Below are 14,910 nucleotides of genomic sequence, written 5' to 3'. Positions count from 1 at the left end.
CGATGGAGGTTTTGGGATGGATAGGGCTGGGGGCGGCGGTGATGCTGGCGCTGGTGCTGCTCAAGGAGCGGCTCGCAGGGTTCGGCGCGCAGGTTCCGGAGGATTACGCGGGGCAGGGGCCGCAGTTTGATCTGCGCGAGCATCTGCGCGGTGCGATCAAATGCGAGGGCGTGATCTATGGTCCGCTCGGGCGGGTCGCGTCGCGGTTCACGGGGGATTTCGAGGCAAGCTGGCAGGGCAATCGCGGTGTGATGCGCGAGCATTTCGATTATGACAGCGGTAATTCTCAGGACCGTGAGTGGCGTCTGGAACTTGGCAATGACGGAAGCATCCGGGCAGAGGCCGACGACTTGGTCGGCCCCGGTGCCGGGCGGCAACTGGGGGCGGCGGCGCGGCTCTGTTACCGCATCCGCCTGCCCAAGGAGGCGGGCGGTCATGTGCTGAGCGTGACCGACTGGATGTACTTGGCCCCGAATGGTGTGGTGGTCAATCGCAGTCAGTTCCGCAAGTTCGGGATCAAGGTGGCGGAACTGGTGGCGGTGATGCGCCGGGTGGAGGCATGATGGACTGGCGCGGCAAACGCTATTGGCTGGTGGGGGCGAGCGAGGGTCTGGGCGCCGCGCTGGCGCAGAAGATCAGCGCGGCGGGGGCCGAGGTGATCGTGTCGGCGCGGAGTGCCGAGCGGCTTGACGAGGTTGTGGCGGGGCTGCCGGGGCGGGCCAGTGCGGTGCCGGTCGATGTGCGCGATGATGCCAGCGTGGCCGAAGCGGCGCGCGCGGTGGGACAAATTGACGGGTTGGTGTGGCTGGCGGGGGTCTATTGGCCGATGCCCGCGACCGAGTGGAAAGCCGATGAGGCTATCGCCATGGCGGATGTGAATTTCACCGGCGCGGTGCGGGTCATTGGCGCGGTATTGCCCGATATGGTGGCGCGGGATGCCGGCCATGTGGTGTTGACCGGATCGCTCTCGGGCTTTCGTGGATTGCCGGGGGCGATTGGCTATGCGGCGTCCAAGGCGGCGACCATGTCCTTGGCCGAATCGATGCGGGCCGATCTGTGGCGCAGCGGCGTGCGGGTGCAACTGGCCAATCCCGGTTTCATCAAGACACGGCTGACGGACAAGAACCAGTTTCGCATGCCCTTTATCATGACGCCCGAGGCCGCGGCGCAAGAGATGTTCGAATTGATGTGCGACGAGGCCGCCTTTCAGCGGCATTTCCCGCGACTTTTCAGCTATGTCTTTCGTCTGTCACGGTTTTTACCGGATTGGGCCTATTACCGGCTGTTTGCGTGAGATCAAGGACGGGTGGCTGCGCGCCCGTCATTCCTGTGCTAAGATACGCGTAACAGGAGGGCGGTCCGATGCTGGACATCACGGTACATAAAATCGCGCAGGTGGTTATTATGGCGCGCGAGCTTGGTCGGGCGGAGGGCGAATTGCGCGCCTTCATCGAGCGGTTGAGTGAGGATGAACAGGCCAGTCTGGTCGCCGTGATGTGGATCGGCCGGGGCAGTTTCGAGGTTGAGGAACTGGAAGAGGCGAAACGGACGGCAGAGGAAGAGGCAACGACGCCCTGTGCGGATTACCTCCTGGGCACGCCGCATCTGTCGGATCATCTGGAAAACGGTCTGGAGGCGCTGGGTCTGTCGGCGTCCGATGATGAGGATGAATTGATCCGGGGCGGCTGAGGGTTTCGACGTGGGGTCGGATTGATCCTGCCCGCGCTTGGCCCTATAGGCGGGGGGACACGCGATGGAAACCCGAGGAGATGCCCATGTCGAATGCTGCCCTGGAAACCGCAATCGAGGCCGCCTGGGAGGCGCGCGATACGATCACGCCCGCCACCGGAGGCGAGACCCGCGAGGCGATTGAGGAGACGCTCAATGCGCTTGATAGCGGTGCGTTACGGGTGGCCGAACGGCAGGCGGATGGTCAGTGGCATGTGAACCAATGGGCCAAGAAGGCAGTGCTCTTGGGGTTCCGGATCAAGGATATGGAAATCCATGCCGGCGGGCCGCAGGGCGCTGGCTGGTGGGACAAGGTGGACAGCAAGTTCAAGGGCTGGGGCGATGCCGAGTGGCGCGACGCCGGGTTTCGGGCCGTGCCGAACTGTGTCGTGCGCAAATCGGCCTATATCGCGCCGGGCGTGGTTTTGATGCCGTCCTTTGTCAATCTGGGCGCCTATGTGGACAGTGGCACGATGGTGGACACCTGGGCCACGGTGGGCTCTTGTGCGCAGATCGGTAAGAATGTGCATCTCTCGGGCGGTGTCGGCATTGGCGGCGTGCTGGAGCCGATGCAGGCCGGGCCGACGATCATCGAGGACAATTGTTTCATCGGCGCGCGCTCTGAGGTGGTTGAGGGCTGTATCGTGCGCGAAGGCTCGGTTCTGGGGATGGGGGTTTTCATCGGGAAATCGACCAAGATCGTGGATCGCGAGACCGGGGCCGTGATGTATGGCGAAGTGCCGCCCTATTCGGTGGTGGTGGCAGGAAGCATGCCGTCGAAGAACGGGATCAACCTATACTGTGCGGTGATCGTCAAGCGGGTGGACGCGCAGACGCGCTCCAAAACCGGGATCAACGAGTTGCTCAGGGATTGATCTAGAGCAGTCCTAGAACTGGCCTTTTCTTGTGGCGAGGGAGTGGCAGAATGAGCCGCGCGGTCGCTGGGCCGGGGACTAGCGATACAACGGCCATGGCTGCCACTTTATGCCAGCAAAGTCCGTATGACCTTTCAGAGGTCGGCTTCCTCTCAAAATCGCTAGGCCGCGGGACGGCCCAGCGATCGCGCGGCGCCCTTCGGGCTTGATTCCGCGCGGGGGCGGGTTTTATTCTTGGTTCAGATGACCATCCCCCAAAGAAAAACCCCGCCGGTTGGGCGGGGTTTTGATCTCTCAGCCAAGGCTGATCGCGGCTCAGCCCTGACGGGCTTTGAAACGCGGCTGGGTCTTGTTGATGACGTAGACGCGGCCTTTGCGGCGCACGACACGGCAATCCCGGTGCCGGTTCTTGAGCGAGCGGAGCGAATTACGAACCTTCATGGTCGTCTCCTCGGTTGTCGCGGCGCGGGCCAGCGCCTGGGGTTGCGGGCGTCCCGGCAAGTGCGGGACAGTGAATTCATGGTGGGCGATACAAGGTTCGAACTTGTGACCCCTTCGATGTCAACGAAGTGCTCTACCACTGAGCTAATCGCCCATGAATGCCAGCCGATCGCCTGCCCCAAAAAGAGGGGCGCGGAAATCCGCGCCGGTTCGCTGGTCTATAAAAGGAGTCGGAGAGGGGATCAAGGGCTTTTAGAAGCTCAATTTCAGTCTATTATCGGGAGAGAAAGGAACGCGCATGCCCAAGGTCGCCTATCACCTCACGCATCCCGAACGGCGGACCACGGCTGTGGTGTTCGCCTCGCCGCACAGCGGGCGGGATTACCCGTGGACGTTTTTGCGGCGGACCACGCTCAACGAGCATTCGGTGAGGTCTTCGGAGGATGCTTTCGTCGATCAACTGTTCGAGGCGGCACCGCTCTATGGCGCGCCGCTGCTCAAAGCGGGCGCGCCGCGGGCCTATGTCGATCTCAACCGAAGCTGTGATGAGTTGGACCCGGCGCTGATCGACGGTGTGTCGCGGCAGGGGCATAATCCGCGCGTGGCCTCGGGCCTTGGGGTCATCCCGCGCGTCGTGGCGAATGGGCAGGCGATCTATTCCGGCAAGCTGAGCATGGCCGAGGCCGAGCATCGGATCGAGAGCTATTGGAAGCCGTATCACGCCGCGCTTCAGGGGCAGTTGGATCAGGCGTATCTGATGTTTGGGCAGGCCATTCTGATTGATTGCCATTCGATGCCGCATGAGGCGATGGATGCGGTGGCGCGGCGCGGTGTGCGGCGGCCCGAGATTGTTCTGGGGGATCGGTTCGGAGCGGCGGCGGATGGGGCGGTGATGGACCGGATCGAGTCGGCATTTGCCGATGCCGGGCTGGTGGTCACGCGCAACACACCCTTTGCCGGGGCCTATATGACGCAAGCCTATGGTCGGCCGGCGCGCGCACGGCATGCGGTGCAGGTGGAGATTGATCGCGCGCTCTATATGAACGAGCGGTTGATCCGCCCGAATGGAAATTTCGAGGCGTTCCGCAGCCTGCTCTCGGGCGTGATCCGCGACATCGCCGAGATCGGGCGCGCCGAGGCGCTTCCTTTGGCGGCGGAGTAGGGGGGTTAGATCAGGATGTCCCCGCGCGGAATCAAGGGCGAAGCCCGCCGCGCGATCGCTGGGCCGTCCCGCGGCCTAGCGATTTTGACAGCGAACGCCTCCCAGAGACGTCATACGGACTTGGCAGGCATAAAGTGGCAGCCATTTCTGTTGCATCGCTAGTCCCCGGCCCAGCGACCGCGCGGTTACTCAGCGTGTCGCCAGCACCGGCAGAGCTTGCCGCCTTCCCCTACCGCAAGGCCCGCCCTTTGACGATCGCATCGGGACCGAATTTGGCACGAATGGCGTCTCGGGCGCGTTCTGCGCCTGCGCGCTGAACGGCTTGCGGGTCCAGCAAGTCGCCGGACCGATCTGCGCCGGTCTCTGGCCCGAGGTCCGAGAGACCCACGCCGATCAGCCGGTAGGCGGTCCCCGGTGGCACCTGATCCATGAGCGCGCGGGCGGTGCGATAGAGTGTGTCGGCAAGTTGCGTGGCATCGCGCAGGGCGTGGCGGCGAGTCAGCAGCCGGTGATCGGCGCGTTTGAGTTTGAGCGTGACGACGCGGCCTGCGAGGCAGCGGGCCTTGGCGCGGTCGGCCACCTTTTCCGCCAGCCGCCAGATATGCCCGTCAAGCAGGTCAATGTCGCGGGTGTCCTCAAAAAATGTGGTCTCGTTCGAGATGGATTTGACCGGCGCATTGGCCGAGACGCGGCGGCGGTCCTGTCCGCGCGCCAGATGCCAGAGCCGGTCGCCCATGGAGCCGAAGCGCGCGTTCAGGTCACGACGGTCCCAGCGCAGCAGATCGGCAAAGCTGCGGATGCCTGCGTCATTCAGTGCCGTGAGGGTGGACTGGCCCACGCCCCAGATCAGGCTAACGGGGCGGTCGCGCAGGAAATCGGCGGTCTCGCCTGCGCCGATCACCGCAAAGCCGTGGGGTTTGTCGAGGTCCGAGGCGATCTTGGCGAGAAACTTGTTATGGCTGAGGCCGATGGAGCCGGTGAGCCCCAACTCGTCGCGCATGCGTTTGATGAGGCGGGCCAGCATCACGGCCGGGGGCGCGCCATGCAGGCGCGCGGTGCCGGTCAGATCGAGAAATGCCTCGTCGAGCGAGAGCGGTTCCACGGCGGGGGTGAGATCGAGCATCATGGCGCGGATGGCGCGCGAGGCCTCGGCATAGACTTGCATCCGGGGCTTGATCACCACCGCCTCGGGGCAGAGCTTGAGCGCCTGAAACATCGGCATGGCGGAGCGCACACCCTTGATGCGGGCGATATAGCAGGCGGTGGACACCACGCCGCGCCGCCCGCCGCCGATGATCAGCGGCTTGTCGGCAAGCTCTGGGTTGTCGCGTTTTTCGACAGAGGCGTAGAAGGCGTCGCAATCCATATGGGCGATGGAGAGGTCGAAAAGCTCGGGGTGGGCCACGATACGCGGACTGCCGCAGGCGGGGCAGCGCCGGGCAGTGTCGAATCGGGTGAGGCAATCGCGGCAGAGGCTGGGCATGATGGGGGAGTGTAAGGCGCGGGTATGGGGGCGCGCAAGTTGGGGATGGTGGGGAGGAGCCGCGCGGTCGCTGGGCCGGGGACTAGCGATGCAACGGAATTAGATGCCCCTTTATGCCAGAAAAGTCCGTCTAACCTCGCAGAATTGCGTGCCCTCTCATAATCGCTAGGCCGCGGGACGGCCCAGCGATCCGCGCGGCGGCGCTACGCGCCTTGATTCCGCGCGGGGGTAAGTGCTGCGCGGAATCTCATTGCCAATAAAAAACCCGGACGCGGCGCATCCGGGCTTCGTCATTGGGTTTAGCCCCCGCTCAGAGCAGGGATTTGACCTTTTCCGCCACGGCCTCGGGCGTGATGCCGAATTCCTTGTAGAGCGTGGGCGCGGGGGCGGAGGCCCCGAAATCATGCATGCCGACAAAGCCGCCCTTTTCGCGGCGGCCACGCTCGCCGTAGAGCCAGCGGTCCCAGCCAAAGCGGATGGCCGCCTCGACCGCGACGCGCACCGGGCCTGCGGGCAGGACGCGTTTGCGGTAGCTGTCCTCCTGTTCCTCGAACAGCTCCCAGCAGGGCATGGAGACGACGCGCGTGCCGATGCCCTCGGCCTGCAAGAGATCGCGCGCCTTCATGGCAATCTCGACCTCAGAGCCAGTGGCCATCAGGATCGCCTGACGCTTGCCTTCTGAGTCGGCCAGCACATAGGCGCCTTGGGCGGTGAGGTTCTTGGCCTTATGCTCGCGGCGCAGGGTGGGCAGGGATTGCCGGGTGAGCGAGAGGACCGAGGGGGTTTCCTTGGAGGTGAGCGCCAGTTCCCAGGCCTCGGCGGTCTCGACCGTATCACAGGGGCGGAAGACCCAGGTGTTGGGCGTGGCACGGCTGATTGCCAGATGCTCGACCGGCTGGTGGGTCGGGCCATCCTCGCCCAGACCGATGCTGTCATGGGTCATCACGAACACGGTCGGGATTTTCATCAGGGCCGCCAGACGCATGGCCGGGCGGGCGTAATCGGTAAAGCACATGAAGGTGCCGCCATAGGGGCGGATGCCACCGTGGAGCACCATGCCGTTCATCGCGGCGGCCATGCCATGTTCGCGGATGCCCCAGTGGATATAGCGGCCTGCGCGGTTGTCCACGTCAAACACGGTCATATCGCCCGAGCGGGTGTTGTTGGAGCCCGAGAGATCGGCAGAGCCGCCCACGGTTTCTTGCAGGATCGGGTTGACCACCTCCAGCACCATTTCGGAGGATTGGCGCGTGGCCACTTTGGGGGCCTCGGCGCTGATCTGCTTTTTCAGGGCGCGGATGCGGGCCGAAAGTTTGGTGGGCATGTCGCGGTTGAAGATGCGGGCAATCTCGGCCTGACGGGCCGGTGATGTCGCGGAGAGCCGCTTGGCCCATGCGGCATAGGTGCTGGCCCCGCGCTTGCCGATTTCCTCCCATGCGGATTTGACATCGGCGGGGATTTCGAAGGGGCCGTTTGCCCAGCCATAGGCGTCTTTGGCGGCGGTCAGTTGCTCTGGGTTGGTCAACGCGCCGTGGCCCTTGGAGGTGTCCTGTGCGGCGTGACCAAGGGCGATATGGGTCTTGCAGGCGATCATCGTGGGTTGATCGGTGGTCTTGGCCTCGGTCAGCGCCGCATCAATCGCCACCGGGTCATGCCCGTCAATTTCCAGAACATGCCAGCCGGAGGCGCGGAAGCGGGCCACCTGATCAGTGCGGTCTGCGAGGTCAACGGTGCCGTCGATGGTGATGTTGTTATTGTCCCAGAGCACGATGAGGCGCGACAGTTGGTGGCGGCCAGCAAGGCCGATGGCCTCATGGCTGATGCCTTCCATCAGGCAGCCGTCGCCGGCGATCACATAGGTGTAGTGATCCATCAGCTTGGTGCCGAACCGGGCGCGCAGCATTTCCTCGGCCATGGCAAAGCCCACAGCATTGGTGATGCCCTGACCCAGGGGGCCGGTGGTGGTCTCGATCCCGGTGGCGTGGCCGTATTCCGGGTGACCTGCGGTTTTCGCGCCCCACTGGCGGAAATTGCGGATTTGATCGAGCGTCATGTCGGCATAGCCGGTCAGATGCAGCAGGGAATAGAGTAGCATCGAGCCATGTCCTGCCGAGAGGATAAAGCGGTCGCGGTCGGGCCAGTTGGGATTGCTGGGATCGAACTTCAGGTGCTTTTCAAACAGCACGGTCGCGACATCGGCCATACCCATCGGCATGCCGGAGTGGCCGGAATTGGCGGCGGCGACGGCGTCGAGGGTCAGCGCGCGGATGGCGGTGGCCTTTTTCCAATGATCGGGGTTGGCAGAGCGGAGGGCAGCGATATCCACGGGGGTGACATCCTTTGAATGGGGCAATGACTGCGCGTTGCATACCAGCCCGGTGCAGAAGTTCAAGCGCGAGGCGGTGGATCAGGGGCTTTGAGCGGGATTGGGGGCGCATTTCAGGGATGGTTTCATTAGACTTGATCAAAACCCGCCCAGTGTGCGATTCGTGGGACATAGGGGCAATACAAGTGAGGACCTCCGAGGATGAGTCAGATAGACGAGTTGCAGGCACGGATCACGGCGGCATTGGATCGCATCGCGCAGGGGCTGGAGGACCGCCCCACAGCGGCGGGTGATCTTGAATACCTTGGCAAGCTGCATGAACAGATCGAGGATGAGCGGCTGGCCAATGCGCAGTTGCAGGAGCGGATCAAGGCGTTGCACAGCAAGCTGGATGCGGCGGAGGGCGCGCAGGCCGAAAGCCTGCGCAAGCTGGATGCGGACCTGCAGTCACTGCGCAAGGCCAATCAGCAGTTGCGTGACAACAATCAGGCGCTGCGCGACGCAAATGCGGCAGGCGTGGCCGAGCCGCATCTGATCAACAAATCCATGATGGCGGAGTTGGAGGGGCTGCGTGCCGCCCGCACCGCAGACCGTGGCGAGGTAGAGGCGGTGCTGGGGGCCTTGGGGCAGGTGATTGCCGAGGCTGACGCAGAAACAGACCAGAACGACAAAACGGAGACATCGGATGCCTGAGGTTCAGATCGAGATCGGGGGGCGCAATTTCGAAGTGGCCTGTCAGGCGGGTGAGGAGCATTACCTGCATGCCGCTGCCAAGATGCTGGATGAGGAGGCCGCCGTGTTGGCGGCGCAGATCGGGCGTATCCCCGAGCCGCGCATGTTGCTCATGGCGGGTTTGATGCTGGCGGACAAAACCGCCGGGTTGCAGGACAAGCTGCGCGAGGCCGAGGATCGGCTGGCGGAGAAAGAAGCGGAGCTGGATCAATTGCGCAATGCGCCCGGCCCAGAGGCGCAACGGATCGAAGTGCCGGTGGTGCCTGATGCGGTGGTCGAGACGCTGGCCGAGATCGCCGCGCGGGCCGAAGCCTTGGCGGAAACCGTGGACGGTGCGCGGGCGGGCTAAGGCACCTGTCGCACAGACTATAGGGGCGTGCTATGAAGCTGATCCTGGGACTGGTTCTGGTGGGGATTGTGGCGGTGCTGGCCTTTGTTCGTCTGGCCCCGTCAGACCCGGCGCGCTGGCATCAGATGCTGGACAGCGTCACCAATCGCGATATGGACGGTGGCGCGATGCGGGTAGTGCCGGGGGATCTGGCCGCGCTCGATGCGATCATTCGCGCCACGCCGCGCACAGAGGTTTTGGCCGGGGATGTGGCGCAGGGGATGATCACCTATGTCACCCGCTCGCGCGTTTTCGGCTTTCCGGATTATACCACGGTGCGGCAGGATGGCGCGCGGCTGGAGATTTACGGGCGGCTGCGCTTTGGCAAGTCAGATCTGGGGGTGAACGCCGCCCGTATCGACGGCTGGTTGCAGCGATTGGGGCAGGCGGGAGGATAGGCATCCGTCCGAAATTTTGCGCCACATCGGCACGTTCAGCGACATCTGGCATTGCGCCATGAACATGTTGCCATCAACCTGAAGGCAGATCGTCTCGCCCATCTCGATGCGCGCCCCGTTCCGGTCGGTACAGTAGCATTCAATGGTCTTGCGTCCGATGGTGACATCGGCAAGCGCCGGGGAGGCGCAGAACAGCAAGAGGGGCAACGCCGCTTTCATGCGGTGATTCTAGCACAGGTGACGCCCCTTGACCAAGTCACAAGGATGGGACAGAGGATCATTCCCATGGTACCCTTGGACAGATTGCAACAAATCGCGGAGCGCTTTGAATTCATCGAGGCGCAGATGATGCAGGGCGGTGGCGATATTGCCCGCCTTGGCCGCGAATATTCCGAATTGCGCCCGCTGGTCGAGGAGATCCGCGCCTATCGTCAGATCCTGACCGATATCGAGGGCGCGCGGGCGATGCTGGGTGATCCCGAGATGCGCGATTTGGCGCGTGACGAGTTGGAGGTGCTGGAGGCGCGGCTGCCGGGGATGGAAGCGGCGCTGCAACTGGCGCTCTTGCCACGCGACGAGGCGGATGCGCGGCCTGCGATCCTTGAAATCCGACCCGGAACCGGGGGCGAGGAGGCGGCGCTCTTTGCTGCTGACCTCATGCGGATGTATCAGCGCTATGCCGAGGCGCGCGGCTGGGTGTTCGATGTGATCGAGGAGCAGCAGAGCGAGTTGGGCGGCATTCGCGAACTGGTGGTGCATATCAAGGGTGACGGGGTCTTTGCCCGGCTCAAGTTCGAATCGGGCGTTCACCGGGTGCAGCGCGTGCCCGAGACCGAGAGCGGTGGGCGTATCCATACCTCGGCGGCCACGGTGGCGGTGCTGCCCGAGGCGGAGGATGTGGATGTCCAGATCAATCCCAATGATTTGCGCATCGACACGATGCGGTCCTCGGGGGCGGGCGGGCAGCATGTGAATACCACCGATTCGGCGGTGCGGATCACGCATATCCCGAGCGGGATTGTGGTGACGAGTTCCGAGAAATCGCAGCATCGCAACCGCGAGATCGCCATGCAGGTTCTGAAATCACGACTTTTTGACATGGAGCGTAGCCGTGTGGACAGCGAACGCTCGGCCAATCGCGCGGCGCAGGTGGGATCGGGGGATCGCTCAGAGCGCATTCGCACCTATAATTTTCCTCAAGGCCGGATGACCGATCATCGGATCAACCTGACGCTCTACAAGTTGGAGCAGGTGATGGGCGGCGATCTGGATGAGGTGATCGACGCGCTGACGGCGGATGCGCAGGCCACCTTGCTGGCCGAAATGTCGTGACCCTGCGCGAGGCGTTGCTGCGGGCTGTGCGGCGGCTGGAGACGGCGGGGATCGAGGGCGCTGCCGGGGATGCGCGGGCACTCTTGGCAGGGGCCGTGGGGATTGCACGCGACCGGCTGACGCTGCATCTGGGCGATGAGGTGGAGCCGGGGGCCGAGGCGCGTTTCGAGGCGATGATCGCGCGGCGGATGGCGCGGGAGCCGGTGGCCAAGATCCTTGGGCGGCGGGTGTTCTGGGGGCGGGAGTTTGAGGTGACAGCCGATGTGCTCGATCCGCGCCCCGAGACGGAATGTCTGATTTCCGAGGCGTTGGCCGGGCCCAAGCCTTTGACTTTGCTCGATCTTGGCACAGGAAGCGGCATTTTGGCGGTGACGTTGCTGGCGGAATGGCCGGGGGTGAGGGGCGTGGCCCTGGACCTTTCGGCGGAGGCACTTGATGTGGCGGCGCGCAATGCTGTGCGGCATGGGGTGCGGGATCGCCTATCGCTCTGCCACTCTGACTGGTTCGCACAGATTACGGGCGCGTTTGATCTCATTGTGTCGAACCCGCCCTATATCGGGCGTGATGAGATGGTCGGGCTCATGCCCGAAGTGCGCGACCACGATCCGCGCATGGCCTTGACCGATGAGGGCGACGGGCTGACCGCGTATCGCGTGATTGCGGGCGGGGCGGGGGCGCATCTGAACCCCGGTGGACGGCTGATGGTTGAGATCGGCTGGACGCAGGGGGTGGCGGTGGCCGATCTCTTGCGCGCGGCGGGATTCGAGGCGGTGGCGGTGCTGCCTGATCTGGAGGGGCGCGACCGGGTGGTGTGTGGAGACTGGCCCGGGACTTCACGCAGAAATGAGCCATAATTGGCAAGAATCGCGGAAATAATCCGCTTTGCTCTTGTGTGACCGGGCGGCGCGTGCTTATTGGGGAGCAGTCAAGACGGAGGATGCCCATTCGGGCGGTCCCGCTTGACACCAAGCCAGAACATGTCCGATCCGGTTTCATTCGGCGCAAGGGGCGCCAGTCGGGTCAAGCGACAATTTGAGCATAGGGCTGGACAGCACCATATGAGATCATCGAAGTCACGTCAGCGGAACAAGCCGAACCGCAACCGCACCGTCGGGAATGTCGTCAACCGTGTGTTTGACAGCTCCGGTCCCGAGGGCAAGGTTCGCGGCACGCCGCAGCAGATCATCGAGAAATACAACCAGCTTGCGCGCGATGCGCAACTGTCGGGCGACCGGGTGGCGACCGAGAATTTCCAGCAGCATGCCGAGCACTATCTGCGTCTTTTGGGGGAAGCCCAAAAGGAACAGGATGCGCGGCGTGAAGAGCAGGAACGCTTTAACCGGGATCGTCAGACCGACCGCGACCGTGAGCGTGGCGATCGTCCGGCGGGGCGCGAAGCAGATGAAGGCGACCGGCCTCAGCCCTATGAACCTACCGCCTTGTCACAGCCTGACGTGATCGGTGGCTTTGAGGATCGCGATAGCGGTCTGGTCGAAACGCCCGAGAGCAAACCGCAGGCCGAGCCGGTGCGCAGATCCGAGCCGTCGCGCCGCCATCCACCTGCGCCTGCGCCTGCGCCGGACGCTGTGGTGGAGCAACCTGCTGAGCAAGGGTCTGACGCGGGTGCTGAGAAAGCTGCGCCGAAACGTCCGCGCAAGCCGCGTGCCAAGCGTGTGCCCAAGTCCGAGGGGAACGGATCCTCCGGCGATGGCGGTGGAGACCATTCGACCAAGGCTGCGGAGTAATCCCGCGGTCTGATCCGGTGGCGCGGCATTTGCCGCCCGGTTGGATCTGAGTATTTGAAGACCGATGAAAGAGGGGGCTTGCCGGTGGCGGGCCCCATTCTGTGACACCAGATCGAGAGTGCCGATGCCGACCGACCGCCCGCAGCCTGCCTTTGTGCTCGTGCGCCCGCAGATGGGTGAAAACATCGGAGCGGCGGCGCGGGCGATGTGGAATTTCGGCCTCGATCGGATGCGTATCGTGGCGCCGCGCGATGGTTGGCCCAATGAGCGGGCTGTGGCGATGGCGAGCGGGGCCGGGCGATTGCTTGACGAGGCGCTCCTGGTCGAGAGCACCGCGGATGCGGTGGCGGATTGTTCCTTTGTGCTGGCGACGACGGCACGGGCGCGCGGGCTGACCAAGCCGGTGCTGAGCCCCGAGCGCGCCATGATGTTGGCGGCGGAGAAGATTGCGGCGGGTGAAAAGGTGGCGGTGCTCTTTGGCCCGGAACGCGCAGGGTTGGAGAATGACGATATCGCCCGCGCCAATGCGATCATCAACGTGCCGGTGAATCCGGAGTTTGCCAGTCTCAACCTTGGGCAATGCGTGTTGCTCACAGCCTATGAATGGCAGCGTGCGGCAGGGCAGGTGGTGCCTGCGCGTGTCGATCTGGCCAAGACCGACTGGGCCGCGCAGGTCGAGGTCGAGGCGCTGGCGGCACATTATGAGGAACGGCTGGAGGAGGCCGGGTTCTTTTTTCCCGAGCACAAGGCCGGGAGCATGAAAACCAACCTGCGCAATATGTGGAGCCGGATGCCGATGACGCGGGCCGATGTGCAGACCTTGCATGGGGTGATGCGGCAGATGGTCCGCTGGAAGGCGCGCAGTTGAAGCAGGCGGGGACGCGCCCTAGTGTTGCCAGGTGCGAACAGGAAGAGGCGTGAGCATGAGCGGAAAACGCAGCATTTTCGAAGAGGTGGGACAGACAGGGGCCGTGAAGCCCGTGCCGCAAGGCGGCATGATCGACACGGGCCGCCGCGGCGCGCGGGGTGCGATCCGGGTCTGGCTGATGGTGCTCTTTGCGCTGGTTGTGGTGATGATCGCGGTGGGCGGGCTGACGCGGCTCACTGACAGTGGTCTCAGCATCACGGAATGGAAGCCCGTGACGGGGGCGCTGCCGCCGATGTCTGAGGCGCATTGGATGGAAGAGTTCGACAAATACCGGGCCATTCCGCAATATGAGTTGGTCAACAAGGGCATGACCCTTGCGGAGTTTCAATTCATCTATTGGTGGGAATGGGGGCACCGGCAATTGGGCCGGGTGATCGGGCTTGTCTGGGCCTTGGGCTTTTTCGGGTTCCTGCTGGCGCGGCAGATTCCCAAAGGATGGACCGGGCGTCTGTTGGTACTGGGCGCACTGGGCGGCGCGCAGGGCGCGATTGGCTGGTGGATGGTGTCCTCTGGTCTGAGCGGTGAGAGGGTGGCGGTGGCCTCTTACCGGCTGGCGACGCATCTGGGGCTGGCCTTTGTCATTCTGGGGGTGATTGCCTGGTTCGTGTTCCTCTTGGGGCGCGAAGAGCGGGACTTGATGCAGGCGCGGCGGGGGCGGGAGGCGAAGCTCTACAGTCTCTCGACGGGTCTCATGCATTTTGCGTTCCTGCAAATCCTGCTGGGGGCGCTGGTGGCCGGGATAGATGCCGGGCGCAGCTATACCGATTGGCCGCTGATGGCGGGGGGATTTCTGCCCCCCGATATGATGGACTTGCAGCCCCTGTGGCGGAACCTCTTTGAGAACCCCGGCACGGTGCAATTCATTCACCGGATGAGCGGCTATCTCTTGCTGATCTTTGCCGTGGTGGTCTGGCTGCGCGGGCGCAAGAGTGCGCATGTGCAGACGCGGGGTGCCTTTAACGCCGCCTTTGCCGTGCTGCTGCTCCAGATTGTTCTGGGCATTATGACAGTGCTCTATATCGCGCCCTGGCATTTGGCGATTGCGCATCAATTCGTGGCGGTGGTGCTCTGGGTGCTGATCCTGCGGGCGCGGTTCCTGAGCCAGTATCCGCGCGCCACATCCATTCGGGGAAGCTGAGCATGAGCGCCTATGATGATCTGATGGCGCGCGAGCGCGAGACGCAGGCCTTGGCGCAGGTGGCCGGGCGGCTGGGCTGGGATCAGGAAACCATGATGCCGCGCGGTGCCGCCGATCAGCGGGCCGAGGAGTCCGGTGCTATGCAGGCGGTGCTGCATGCGCGGCGGGTGGACCCGGCGCGCGGCGCGTTGCTGGACGAGGCGGAGGGGGAGGCGACCGCGCCCGTGGCGCGGG

Annotated in this window: 17 protein-coding genes, 1 tRNA gene and 1 pseudogene; 14 read left to right on the top strand and 5 right to left on the bottom strand. The window is 64.0% G+C overall.

The features are described from left to right. Positions 1–2: 2 nt before the first annotated feature. The 4 genes from VR71_RS03420 (at position 3) to dapD (ending at position 2,603) form a co-directional block, all read left to right on the top strand. Entirely contained in the window at positions 3–563 is a 561-nt protein-coding gene (locus VR71_RS03420) for a DUF3833 family protein (protein WP_045681215.1), read from the top strand. Next, entirely contained in the window at positions 560–1,294 is a 735-nt protein-coding gene (locus tag VR71_RS03415) for an SDR family oxidoreductase (RefSeq protein ID WP_045681213.1), read from the top strand. Before VR71_RS03420 ends, VR71_RS03415 begins: the two co-directional genes overlap by 4 nt. A gap of 68 nt (positions 1,295–1,362) precedes the next feature. Next, on the top strand, positions 1,363–1,689 hold the full coding sequence (locus VR71_RS03410) for a DUF3775 domain-containing protein (RefSeq protein WP_009818342.1): 327 nt from the start codon (positions 1,363–1,365) through the stop codon (positions 1,687–1,689). A gap of 86 nt (positions 1,690–1,775) precedes the next feature. Then, positions 1,776–2,603, top strand: a complete 828-nt coding sequence (gene dapD / locus VR71_RS03405) for a 2,3,4,5-tetrahydropyridine-2,6-dicarboxylate N-succinyltransferase (RefSeq protein WP_009818343.1) — start codon at positions 1,776–1,778, stop codon at positions 2,601–2,603. A gap of 315 nt (positions 2,604–2,918) precedes the next feature. Here dapD and ykgO read toward each other — a convergent pair whose 3' ends face one another. Together ykgO and VR71_RS03395 are read right to left on the bottom strand one after the other, a co-directional pair. After that, entirely contained in the window at positions 2,919–3,044 is a 126-nt protein-coding gene (ykgO, locus tag VR71_RS03400; protein ID WP_008282420.1) for a type B 50S ribosomal protein L36, read from the bottom strand. 79 nt (positions 3,045–3,123) lie between these two features. Continuing rightward, positions 3,124–3,198 (bottom strand) — tRNA-Val (locus VR71_RS03395). 144 nt (positions 3,199–3,342) lie between these two features. Between VR71_RS03395 and VR71_RS03390 the strand changes: the two genes are divergently transcribed. Then, positions 3,343–4,206, top strand: a complete 864-nt coding sequence (locus VR71_RS03390) for an N-formylglutamate amidohydrolase (protein ID WP_045681211.1) — start codon at positions 3,343–3,345, stop codon at positions 4,204–4,206. A 229-nt stretch (positions 4,207–4,435) separates the two neighbouring features. Here VR71_RS03390 and VR71_RS03385 read toward each other — a convergent pair whose 3' ends face one another. Both VR71_RS03385 and tkt read right to left on the bottom strand, forming a co-directional pair. Then, positions 4,436–5,689, bottom strand: coding sequence for a DNA polymerase IV (locus VR71_RS03385; protein WP_296429832.1), 1,254 nt, complete (start codon positions 5,687–5,689; stop codon positions 4,436–4,438). Between the two features lie 310 nt (positions 5,690–5,999). Next, the gene (tkt, locus tag VR71_RS03375; RefSeq protein ID WP_045681205.1) at positions 6,000–8,015 is read right to left on the bottom strand and encodes a transketolase; all 2,016 of its coding nucleotides are present in this window, start codon (positions 8,013–8,015) and stop codon (positions 6,000–6,002) included. Positions 8,016–8,216: 201 nt separating this feature from the next. Here tkt and VR71_RS03370 point away from each other — a divergent pair, with 201 nt between their 5' ends. Genes VR71_RS03370 through VR71_RS03360 form a run of 3 tightly spaced genes read left to right on the top strand, consistent with a single transcriptional unit; the run spans position 8,217 to position 9,533 of the window. Then, positions 8,217–8,708 (top strand): hypothetical protein, encoded by a 492-nt coding sequence (locus VR71_RS03370; RefSeq protein ID WP_045681203.1) that lies wholly within the window; start codon positions 8,217–8,219, stop codon positions 8,706–8,708. Next, a complete protein-coding gene (locus VR71_RS03365) occupies positions 8,701–9,096 on the top strand; it encodes a cell division protein ZapA (protein ID WP_045681201.1) in 396 nt (131 codons plus the stop codon). Before VR71_RS03370 ends, VR71_RS03365 begins: the two co-directional genes overlap by 8 nt. Positions 9,097–9,128: 32 nt before the next feature. Then, entirely contained in the window at positions 9,129–9,533 is a 405-nt protein-coding gene (locus VR71_RS03360) for a DUF1499 domain-containing protein (RefSeq protein ID WP_045681199.1), read from the top strand. On the opposite strand, the gene VR71_RS24595 is transcribed toward VR71_RS03360, so the two are convergent. Beyond that, positions 9,465–9,752 (bottom strand): hypothetical protein, encoded by a 288-nt coding sequence (locus VR71_RS24595; protein ID WP_296429830.1) that lies wholly within the window; start codon positions 9,750–9,752, stop codon positions 9,465–9,467. The two genes, VR71_RS03360 and VR71_RS24595, sit on opposite strands and share 69 nt — an antisense overlap. 66 nt (positions 9,753–9,818) lie before the next feature. On the opposite strand from VR71_RS24595, the gene prfA reads away from it, so the two are divergent. From prfA to VR71_RS03330, 6 genes and pseudogenes are all read left to right on the top strand, one after another. After that, positions 9,819–10,865 (top strand): peptide chain release factor 1, encoded by a 1,047-nt coding sequence (gene prfA / locus VR71_RS03355; protein WP_045681293.1) that lies wholly within the window; start codon positions 9,819–9,821, stop codon positions 10,863–10,865. Next, the gene (gene prmC, locus VR71_RS03350) at positions 10,862–11,719 is read left to right on the top strand and encodes a peptide chain release factor N(5)-glutamine methyltransferase (RefSeq protein ID WP_045681197.1); all 858 of its coding nucleotides are present in this window, start codon (positions 10,862–10,864) and stop codon (positions 11,717–11,719) included. The genes prfA and prmC overlap by 4 nt, the downstream gene beginning before the upstream one ends. Positions 11,720–11,923: 204 nt before the next feature. Then, positions 11,924–12,610, top strand: a complete 687-nt coding sequence (locus tag VR71_RS03345; RefSeq protein ID WP_045681196.1) for a DUF4167 domain-containing protein — start codon at positions 11,924–11,926, stop codon at positions 12,608–12,610. A 124-nt stretch (positions 12,611–12,734) separates the two neighbouring features. Next, positions 12,735–13,478, top strand: a complete 744-nt coding sequence (locus VR71_RS03340; protein WP_045681194.1) for an RNA methyltransferase — start codon at positions 12,735–12,737, stop codon at positions 13,476–13,478. Between the two features lie 55 nt (positions 13,479–13,533). Further along, complete coding sequence (gene ctaA, locus VR71_RS03335) at positions 13,534–14,676, top strand: heme A synthase (RefSeq protein ID WP_045681192.1); 1,143 nt, start codon at positions 13,534–13,536, stop codon at positions 14,674–14,676. A 2-nt stretch (positions 14,677–14,678) separates the two neighbouring features. After that, positions 14,679–14,910, top strand: a pseudogene (locus VR71_RS03330) (carboxypeptidase M32); the annotation flags it as partial.

The sequence above is a fragment of the Roseovarius sp. BRH_c41 genome (assembly GCF_000961715.1).
GTDB lineage: Bacteria > Pseudomonadota > Alphaproteobacteria > Rhodobacterales > Rhodobacteraceae > Roseovarius.
Note: the sequence above shows the minus strand (reverse complement) of the source record. Positions and strands in the feature narration are given on the sequence as shown.

Excerpts from the sequence above, each read along its gene's own strand:
- VR71_RS03420 (WP_045681215.1), top strand. The coding sequence starts at position 3 with ATGGAGGTTTTGGGATGGATAGGGCTGGGGGCGGCGGTGATGCTGGCG.
- VR71_RS03415 (WP_045681213.1), top strand. The coding sequence starts at position 560 with ATGATGGACTGGCGCGGCAAACGCTATTGGCTGGTGGGGGCGAGCGAG.
- VR71_RS03410 (WP_009818342.1), top strand. The coding sequence starts at position 1,363 with ATGCTGGACATCACGGTACATAAAATCGCGCAGGTGGTTATTATGGCG.
- dapD (WP_009818343.1), top strand. The coding sequence starts at position 1,776 with ATGTCGAATGCTGCCCTGGAAACCGCAATCGAGGCCGCCTGGGAGGCG.
- ykgO (WP_008282420.1), bottom strand. The coding sequence starts at position 3,044 with ATGAAGGTTCGTAATTCGCTCCGCTCGCTCAAGAACCGGCACCGGGAT.
- VR71_RS03390 (WP_045681211.1), top strand. The coding sequence starts at position 3,343 with ATGCCCAAGGTCGCCTATCACCTCACGCATCCCGAACGGCGGACCACG.
- VR71_RS03385 (WP_296429832.1), bottom strand. The coding sequence starts at position 5,689 with ATGCCCAGCCTCTGCCGCGATTGCCTCACCCGATTCGACACTGCCCGG.
- VR71_RS03370 (WP_045681203.1), top strand. The coding sequence starts at position 8,217 with ATGAGTCAGATAGACGAGTTGCAGGCACGGATCACGGCGGCATTGGAT.
- VR71_RS03365 (WP_045681201.1), top strand. The coding sequence starts at position 8,701 with ATGCCTGAGGTTCAGATCGAGATCGGGGGGCGCAATTTCGAAGTGGCC.
- VR71_RS03360 (WP_045681199.1), top strand. The coding sequence starts at position 9,129 with ATGAAGCTGATCCTGGGACTGGTTCTGGTGGGGATTGTGGCGGTGCTG.
- VR71_RS24595 (WP_296429830.1), bottom strand. The coding sequence starts at position 9,752 with ATGAAAGCGGCGTTGCCCCTCTTGCTGTTCTGCGCCTCCCCGGCGCTT.
- prfA (WP_045681293.1), top strand. The coding sequence starts at position 9,819 with ATGGTACCCTTGGACAGATTGCAACAAATCGCGGAGCGCTTTGAATTC.
- VR71_RS03345 (WP_045681196.1), top strand. The coding sequence starts at position 11,924 with ATGAGATCATCGAAGTCACGTCAGCGGAACAAGCCGAACCGCAACCGC.
- VR71_RS03340 (WP_045681194.1), top strand. The coding sequence starts at position 12,735 with ATGCCGACCGACCGCCCGCAGCCTGCCTTTGTGCTCGTGCGCCCGCAG.
- ctaA (WP_045681192.1), top strand. The coding sequence starts at position 13,534 with ATGAGCGGAAAACGCAGCATTTTCGAAGAGGTGGGACAGACAGGGGCC.